Raw genomic sequence first — 9,023 nt, 5'->3', positions numbered from 1 at the left:
TCCGGGAAGACCTTGTTCCATTCGCCGAACGGCTGATTGGCGGTGATCAGCATCGAGCGCTGCTCGTAGCGTGCGCTGATGAGTTCGAACAGCACGCTAGTCTCGGCCTGGTCCTTGGTGACGTAGGCAAGATCATCTAGGATCAGGAGATCGAAGCGATCAAGGCGGTTGATGGCGGCCTCGAGGTTAAGCTCGCGGCGAGCCAGCTGGAGCTTTTGCACGAGATCGGTGGTGCGGGTGAAGAGGACGCGCCATCCGTTCTCGATGAGGGCCAGGCCGATAGCTGCCGCCAAGTGGCTCTTGCCGCCGCCGGGCGGCCCGAACAGGAGCAAATTGGCGCCCTTGCCCAGCCAGCTGTCACCGGCGGCGAGCGCCATCACCTGCGCCTTCGAGATCATCGGCACGGCCTCGAAGTCGAAGCTGTCGAAGGTCTTCCCGGCTGGCAGCCTGGCTTCGACGAGATGACGGTCGGTGCGCCGGCGACCGCGTTCGGCGATCTCGTGCTCGGCCATGGTGGCGAGGAAGCGGGCCGCCGGCCAACCTTCCTTGTCGGATTGCTCGGCAAATTGCGCCCACAGCACCTTGATGGCTGGCAGGCGGAGCTCGTTGAGCAACAGATTGAGGCGCGCGGTATCAACGGTGTTGGCCACGCTCATGCGGCACCTCCGGTCTCAGCGGTACCAATGAGGCATTCGTAGGTGGCAAGCGGCGCGAGCTGCACCACGACGTTCGGCAGGTGGGCGGGGTCAGGAGCGAAGTGAGCGCGCAGCCGGTTGAGTTCGGGAAGTCGACCGGCGTCAAGGTCGGCCGTGAGCTGATCGGCGAGCTCGGCCTCGCAGCCGCGCTCATGAGCGAGCGCGAGGAGATCGACCATGATCCGGCAGGCCTTCTTGTCCGGTAAGCGCTCGCGCAATCGGTCGAAGGTTCTTCGATAGCCCTCGCGCGGGAACAGCCTGTCCCGATAGACCAGATTGAGCAGCGCCATTGGCTTGCGCCGCAGGGAATGGATCACGTGCCGATAATCGACGACCTGGTCGTACTTGCCGTTGGGATGCGGCCGCCCGCGCGGCAAGGTAAGGAGATGCGTGCCACCGACGAACACGTCGAGGTGATCGTCGTAGAGCCGTGCCCGCAGCCGGTGACCGATCAGGCGCGATGGGACCGTGTAGAACACCTTGCGCAGGGTGAAGCCGCCCGAAGACGTCACGCGGACGATCACCTCTTCGTAGTCGGAGGTGCGGCGATCGGGCAGCTCCTGCAAAACCACGCGCTCGCTATCGATCCGCTTGGCGTTGCGGGCATTGCGGCGGCTGACGATCTCATCGATGAAGCCGCGATAGGTGACAAGATCGTCGAAGTCGACAGTTCCGCGCAGCAGCAAGGCGTCCGCGATTGCTCGCTTAAGATGACCGTGGGGCCCTTCGATCGAGCCATTCTCGTGGGCCACGCCTCGATTGTTGCGGGAAGGCCGCATGCCGTAATGGGCACAAAGGGCCTCGTATCGCTGCGTCAGATCATCCCGTGCATCGCGATCGAGATTGCAGAATGCGGCCGACAGGCTGTCGGTCCGATGCTCCCGCGGCGCCCCACCGAGCGACCAGAGGGCATTCTGCAGGCCTTCGGCCAGGGCAACGAAGCTCTCGCCGCCAAGCACGACGTGAGCATGCTCGAAGCCGCAATAGGCCAAACGGAAGTGATAGAGACGATGATCCAGCGGAGCGCCCGCGATCGTAACACCCAACTCGCCCATGTCTGTGAAGTCGGAGAGGCCGAGCTGGCCAGGCTCATGGATCTGGCGGAAGATTACCTCCTGCTCCTCGCCATTGATCGCCCGCCAGGCACGGATACGACGTTCCAGGGTACGACGGATACCGGTGCCGAGATCAGGATGACGTCGGAGCATCTCCTCGAAGACCGCGACCGGGCGTAAGCCAGGTGCCGACTTCAGGATCGGGACGATCTCGGTCTCGAACACCTCGCTCAACGGGTCCGGTCGTCGCCGGCCGCGGGGAGCCTTCTTTTGCGACGGAAGTCGGGGATCTCTCTCGATCCGATAAGCGGTCGCCGCACTGAATGATGCCTTGGCCGCCGCCACTGGCGGGCTGTCGGTCTGACGGTTCTTCATGTAGAGCCTCATTTGGTGATCTGTGATGTGTCGGCCGGGCAAGCGAGTGATTCCTCTTGGCGGAAGAACCACTTGCATAACCTGCCGGCCGCGATCACCAGTCGGCGCGGTCCCTAGCGGATCGCGCCGACGCCGGGCTCGTAACTCCGGTCGGGCTACGCCCTCCCTTCGTCACGAGCCCGGCGAAACTCTCTCACCTTGATTGACGCGCTCTTCCATCCTGATCGCCGCGCGACAGACCGTCATTCAGCACGAGAGGGACTAACCATCGCTGCTCAGCTATACGCATCAGCCCGCTTCGGCAAACGTGGAGACGGATTTTTGGCGCTCTCGGTTAGTGCAGGCCGATGCCAGTCGGTGACGAAACTGATTCCAAAGAGCGGCTTTGGGCTACTTTTAGCGATTTGAGTTTAGCTATGTCAGGGGCATATTTGCGCGGCTACGAGGTGATGCCGGCAACCGCGCCGTGGTCGGTTCGATCGCGGGCCACACTTCCGCGGACGTGAGGGATCCGCTGGCCCAAGGAGCTTGTCGAGCTCGGCGCCTGCAGTATCCGATTGGAATCCTTAGTGAAGCTCGCAAGCACTAGGGGACGGTCTAGAGAACTTCGGGGCGCACCTTCTGTCATTTCGAGCGGCGCCGGCGAAACATCAAGCACGCCGTCGCATGCCTCGGTCAGCGATATGTCATCGTGACTATGACTGACCTGTGGTTTGCGAGAGTCGTCGCCCGCAATTCATTCCCTCCACCAGATATTAGCCCGTCGGTCGGGCGAGCTTTCCAGTCTGTTTGCGATATCCGCGCAAAGCGGACCTCATATTTCGCCTGAGCACGATGAGCCCGAACGCCGTCAGCCACAAAGGCGTTGTCAGCAGGGCCAAAGCAAGGAAGGTAGAGACAACCGTCGCGGCAACGAAGGCGCTCCGCTTGGCTATCGGTGGAGCGAATATCCCGTGGCCCACAGCCCTGCCTGAGCTTTCGCCCGAAGGACGGCGCAAAGGCCGAAAAGACCGGATCTCACTCGCCAAACGCTGGGAGCGGTCCGACACGAATGTTGGATGTTCTGTCCCTGACAAGATGCCTCTCCTGTGTGAACAGCCCGGGAAACTTAGCAACCGATGATGTTGTTCCTCCGACGCTCGTGAGCCCGAGGCAGATTCACTAGAGCGGATGCGTGCGGCTATGTGATTGGAGAGAAAACGATGATCCAGCCTTTCATTTTGCAAGCACGAGCTTGTGTTCGCGGTGGGCTGAAAACGCGGCTTCGGCCGCCTAATGTCAAGAATCGGCATCTAAGTGGGAGGATCAGGGTTGGATGTCGGTCACAAGGCGCCGTCGATTGGTCAAAGATTTGGGCTGCGGAGATGCACATAGCCTACGAAGCGATAAACCTTCGTAGGAAGCTTGGCCGGTTCCCCCGGGGCAGAGCGCGCTGGCGTTGCTGCGGCTAGCGCGCAAGTGCAAGACGAGCTCGCACGTCAACGAGTGGCCTGCAGCGAAGTAGAAACGACTTCTTTTGGGTCTAGTTGGACCATCTCCGTTGCGATCTAGCCTACGGTGGCTTTGGCCCCCTGTCGAAAGAATGCAAGAACTGGCTCGCCGATTCACGCCTTGCGTCCGGCGGCAGTATTGGCGGCTGATTTCGAACCTGCCGTACAAGTGTGTACCAGCGGACTTCGTCGCGAACTCGATGGTATCGAGCGGCGAGTGCATCGAAGCGAGGCAGCCTGTGAAGTTGAGATGGGGCCGCTTCGGCCCGGACGGCGCCCTGCAGGCGCCCATGCCCGCAATATGTCTGGCGATCTGAGGCAAGCGATTTTCCGTCTCAACCTGGCCGGTCGCTGGACATGCCATCGCCCTCTTCCGCCTCAGCTCCGAGCTGTGCCACGTCTACCGTCGGGTCCGCGAGAAGACCCATTAGGGGCGTGCAACATAGATTCGCGTTCCGAACGTGGAATTGAGGGCAATTTTGGCGGGCTATTTCCACCAGCTCGGTCTCGAAGTGTGGAGACAGCCGCAGATCGGCTCTTCCCGATGTGCCTGGGAGGTGGGTGGCCGAGACCGGGCCCGTGAACTTCGAGCCATCGGGTATCGCGGCTCGCTGCCGATGACAAAGCGGGGTGGCGCGAGGCGCCCAGCTTTGCCGGCCTAATTTTCGTCCTGGCCAGGAGTGGAGCCTAAAAAAGTAGCGGACGAAGCTGAACGGCCGATTTCTCGGATCTACATTAGCTTGGAGCGCAAGAAGAATGCGGCTCCGCTGACGCCCCGTAGTTCTCCGTCCGGATAAAAAAACCGCGACGTAGTTCTCCGACCGCGAACACGGTCCCGACGCTTTCGTTTTTTGGCTAGTCCCTCACTCTTGAGGGAAATGGCTCCTTGCCCATCGGCAAAAGATATTCGGAGTCTGGTCCCTTCTAAAGCAGTCACCCACTTCATTGCTGAAAACAAAGTCGCCGAGTGAAAGCGTAGAAATGATCGCGCATATTGCGAAGAGCACTTTCATCGGTTCACCTCCCATTTTGTTGCCTGCGCGGCAATGACCTGAGGGGGCCATCGGAAAGCAGCGACGTCAACCTAAGCCCGTCTGAGGTGAGGGAAATAACTCGTCGGACCAGCCTCTGAGCTTGTAATCGGCCAAGCCCAGCCATTCATGCACAGCGATGTCCACCCGCCTGAGATTGTCAGTTGCGTTAGCCTGAGGCCGCCATATTTGCTGCCACCCGTGCGTTCGCATGCCGGCGGGAAAAGCGCTTACGTTGAAGCCAGCCTTGCGAAAAGCTCCCATCGCCCTCGGCATATGATATCCGGAGGTCACTAACATCCACCGCGATGAAGGGCTCGGGTGCATCAGATTAGCCGTATAACGAGCATTCTCCTCCGTCGTTTGAGATTGCCCTTCGGTTAGGATGCGATCCGGCTCGATGCCAAAGGAGACGAAGTACCCCTTCACGACAGAAGCCTCGCTTGACGCGCGACCGGAACCTTCTGTGCCGCCACTGAAGACAATCTTGGCTTCAGGGTAGCGGCGGGCGAGCAGAACCATCACCGCCAGTGGCTCTGTGTCTTCCTGGAGCACAATCGTGCTCAAATACGGATGGCTGACCGTATCGTAGGATCCCCCCAAAACAATGATGCCATCGATAGGATAGGCCGGGTATTCTCCCTGGGGGAAGCGCTGCTCAAGAGGCGTCAACAGCATGTTTCCCAGGGGACTTAGCGCGACGACCGCGACGGCGCCGCAGCTCAACGCGGCGACAAACGCTCCAGCGCGTAATCTGAAAAGACACAGTGCGAGCGCAATGCAAGCGCTCAACCCGAGGAGGTTCGAGGGAACGAAGAAAAACGCGCTCACGTACGTATCTCTCTTGTTTTGTCCGGCCCTGGACCTCGTTACCGACTTTTCCCGATCGGAGCAATGACGGAGGGCAGCTTCGCGAAAACCAAAGCTCCGAGGCGCCGTTCGCAGTGATATCGGTGCGCAATATGACCCGGCATGGAAGCCGCATAGAGCGTCAGAGTTCGCCAGCAATCCGAAAGACCTGCAGCCCTGCCGTGATATTGCTCATTAACTCGTGCCATGAGCGACAGAAGCGCGCGTTAATCCGAATAGCCGCATAGGGTTATCGCCTGCCCTCTCATCAACCTCTATGAGAGTCATATGAACACAGCTCTCCGAAATTGCAAATGTCTGGTTTGCGCTACGCTTTTGAGCGCCTAGCCTGGACGAGTGAAGTAGACGGCCATCGGCAGATGGTGGTCTGGGGCGACAGGCGGGTCCGTCTGTCACCAAGAAGGGGCACCACTGAACTGGGCCGTTTCCCTGCCTCGCCCAGGCTGGGCTGAAAAACCGTTGCAGTCGGTTTGTGATTAACGGAGAGTTCGATTCTTCGTTGATGGCGACTGAATTTCAGCCCCCTGCATTCCCCGCAAGCACGACGGGAGGTCCAGCTCTGTGCCTGCCTAGCGCTCGTCGGCGATGACCTGCGCGAGTTTCCGCTCACGATTTGCAAGACCAGCCTGGCGCGTCGGCAGCGCGGCTTCTTGGCTGCCGATTCCGAACGGGGCCGAAATCGGTCCGGCCTATCCGTTAGTAATGCGAGTGCGGCGTGGAACGCGTCGTCTCCAAGCGGTATGGCGGCCTTAGCCCCGGGGCGATCAATGGAGATCAAGTTATCTAACCGCACGCATCCGGCGGCGACACGGATGAGGGAGAACTTTTACCAGCTGTGAGTGCCCTCTCGACCTCCGCCGCAAGCACCATAAAGTGCTCGGCCAACTTGGTGAATAGTTCTCGCTTCTTCGGATCAGTGGCAAGGTCGCGGATCATCCCGCATTCCGCGGCCTGGATCTGAAGTTTCTCCAAGTACAGCTTGATGTCCTGCATCGCCTGCTCCGGTGTTCCGACCGGGAACAATGGGGCTTATGTCTGAGTCATCGCTTTCTGACCAGATCATTCTTGCGGACGTGGTAAGCGCAACCTGCATGGATTAGTCCGAAACGTTCGGGAACGAACCAAGGCGCCTCATTGTTCACGCAGAAGCCTGATGCGCTCGCGGCCTTCCAAGCGATCGCAGGTGCGGGCACCTCGCGACCACATTGATCGCGGCACATCTCGTTTAGGGCGCGCAGTTGTTTGGACCGCCGCCGCTCCTACGACGCTAAGAACCAAGTGGTTGTAAAGAGGAGCTCACCCGCATCGCGCCGTCAGGAGCATTTCAGGATCATACGCCTGGCGATTCTCAGCAAGCTGCCGGTACTGGCATGCAAGTGCGCCGTACATGTCGCGTCTAAAGTCAGTCGTGGCGAGCAAAGAGATAATTTCGTATTCGGCTGCAATTTTCTGAAACTGCTCAATACGCGGTTCAATATTGACCATTATTTCACCCCAACTAATTAGTCGGGCGGGAGCACTTTAGCTCTCAGTCGCCGATGCCCTTTTTATGTGGCGATATGCGGATCCTGAGCTTGCAAAGAGACGAATTGGAGTCACATTTTGGCTATCCAAAGGTTATCCACAGCATCAAAAGCTGTAATGGCATACCGGACTAACCCGCGATCTTTCCGGTGGTCGCGTTACTTAACGACTATTCATGGGCGCAAATTTGCGGGACAACGCGAAGCCGCTACCCGGTAGTCGCTGATTATCGCCCCGTGATATCGGCAGATGGCTTTCGGAGTCGCGCTGCTTGGGCGTGCGTACGCGCTCCACAAGCTTTACCGTTGATCATGCGATCGTCTGGACAAGCACATGGATGCGCACTGGCGTAGTACTCGACCCGACTAAACTCGACTAGTAGAGCGGCGAAGTCGCAGCCGATAGACGGCTTCCGCTTTTTGCCTGGCTTCCGCTCGTTTCGGTCGGCCCGGTGATTGTGCCGACGGCGAGCAGGACGATTGCCTCGGTTAACGTAGCGCCGTCGGGAATGTTCGCAAGGTCCCGTGGCCGTCAACGTAGCCCGGAAGAATGGCGTAAAACCCGTAGGCAGACGTATTGGCCAGGGTTTAAGCTCAGGCTGTAAGTGCCCGATCTGTCGGCGGCGGTCCGCAGCAGATAGGGCCTGGGTTCCCGACCAGTGTCACCAAGGCGCTGGAAAGTGGCGCCCGCGCCTGATCGGTGATCCTTCCCTGCACGGCGAAGGCGATGCCTCACCGGTAGCGCGACATCTGCGCCGGTGGTCGCGAAGCTCACGGTGACATTGTCGTGACCGGCATGTAACCGGAGACGCTCCCCTCGATTGTGTAGTTGCCCGGAGCAAGGGGAAGAGTCGTGTAGGAACCGTCCGATCCACCGGTGGGCGGGATACGAGATGCTCGGTTGATCCTCATTGAGCCGCCTGCTTCTTCGGCCCCGAACTGATGTAGATTTGGAAGAGCGGCATCTTGGCACGCGAAAGTTCTACGTAACCCGGGGCGCCTTGAGGCACTGCCCGTTCCTGGGCGTCCTGTTTTCGGGCTGTCAGTCCTGGAAATTCAATGATTGCCCACTGGCAAAACATATTCGGAATTTGGTCCCTCCTACGGCAACCACGCACTTCGTTGCTGAAAACAAAATCGGCAAGTGAGAGCGCGGAAATGATCGCGCATATTGCCATGAAGATTTTCATCAGATCGCCTCCATTGTAACAAATTGCCCTTAAATGGAACGGGTTCGCCACAAAGGTATGAGCGCCCTACAGCCTCGCGGCTTTGATTAGCTTTCATGCTCGTCGGCCGGAACTAATATAGACTTCAGTCTGTCGGCGCATGAATGTTCGCCAGCAGTCGAGACCAAGCACGGTGGCTGCGTTGTTATCAAAATTTCCGAATGCAAGAGGCGGCCTATGACAATGCTATAACTGCACCGCGCGAAGGCCAAACTCGTTTACGAGCCATCACCGCCTCAAAATCATTCAGTCGCTGGCCTACTCGTGGGGCCTCAAAATTCCCAGATCGGCGAATCCGATCAGCGCTTCGTCTTGCACCGCGACGTGGTTGCCTTCAGTCGCGCGAAGGCCGCCGGAGCGAAATAACGCCAACGCGAGCCGCTTCTCGGATAGTCGCATCTCGATATACTGAGTTTCGAGTTCGCTCATGTTCATCGTGAGCAGACGTTCATATCGCTCGATAGCTGTTATAAGGGAGTCTAAACTCGCAAGCGTTTCCGACATGGAATTACTCCACGCAAACCAGCGGTGTAAGCGTTACATTGAAACAAACCGACAGGGGGTGACGCGGCCGATGACGAAACCGTTGCGGCCACGATTTCACAACGTTGAGATCGATGCCGACAGGCGGTGCCGCCGGTGAACATGGCGATGCTGGACAAGGCATTCGAGCGTTTCCCGGTCCGCCACCTCTGGAGACACGTCTGTCCGGAGTAAGGGCGTTCGGTCAGCCCACTATTTGCCAGAACTTGGGT

General features: G+C 59.0%; 7 protein-coding genes. All 7 read right to left on the bottom strand.

The window, feature by feature from the left end:
- The coding region (gene istB, locus WA702_RS20035) for an IS21-like element helper ATPase IstB (protein WP_425112284.1) at window positions 1-656 on the bottom strand (656 nt) is incomplete at its 3' end.
- Complete coding sequence (gene istA, locus WA702_RS20030) at window positions 653-2,167, bottom strand: IS21 family transposase (protein WP_425112283.1); 1,515 nt, start codon at window positions 2,165-2,167, stop codon at window positions 653-655. The genes istB and istA, both read right to left, overlap by 4 nt.
- A gap of 2,527 nt (window positions 2,168-4,694) precedes the next feature.
- Complete coding sequence (locus WA702_RS20025) at window positions 4,695-5,477, bottom strand: YdcF family protein (protein ID WP_425112282.1); 783 nt, start codon at window positions 5,475-5,477, stop codon at window positions 4,695-4,697.
- Window positions 5,478-6,299: 822 nt separating this feature from the next.
- Window positions 6,300-6,509 (bottom strand): hypothetical protein, encoded by a 210-nt coding sequence (locus WA702_RS20020; RefSeq protein WP_425112281.1) that lies wholly within the window; start codon window positions 6,507-6,509, stop codon window positions 6,300-6,302.
- A gap of 303 nt (window positions 6,510-6,812) precedes the next feature.
- Complete coding sequence (locus tag WA702_RS20015) at window positions 6,813-7,001, bottom strand: hypothetical protein (RefSeq protein WP_425112280.1); 189 nt, start codon at window positions 6,999-7,001, stop codon at window positions 6,813-6,815.
- 946 nt (window positions 7,002-7,947) lie between these two features.
- On the bottom strand, window positions 7,948-8,229 hold the full coding sequence (locus WA702_RS20010; protein WP_425112279.1) for a hypothetical protein: 282 nt from the start codon (window positions 8,227-8,229) through the stop codon (window positions 7,948-7,950).
- 297 nt (window positions 8,230-8,526) lie between these two features.
- A complete protein-coding gene (locus WA702_RS20005) occupies window positions 8,527-8,772 on the bottom strand; it encodes a hypothetical protein (RefSeq protein ID WP_425112278.1) in 246 nt (81 codons plus the stop codon).
- Window positions 8,773-9,023 lie beyond the last annotated feature (251 nt).

Source organism: Bradyrhizobium sp. (assembly GCF_049798375.1).
Classification (GTDB): domain Bacteria; phylum Pseudomonadota; class Alphaproteobacteria; order Rhizobiales; family Xanthobacteraceae; genus Bradyrhizobium.
This window is presented reverse-complemented; position numbering and strand designations above follow the sequence as displayed.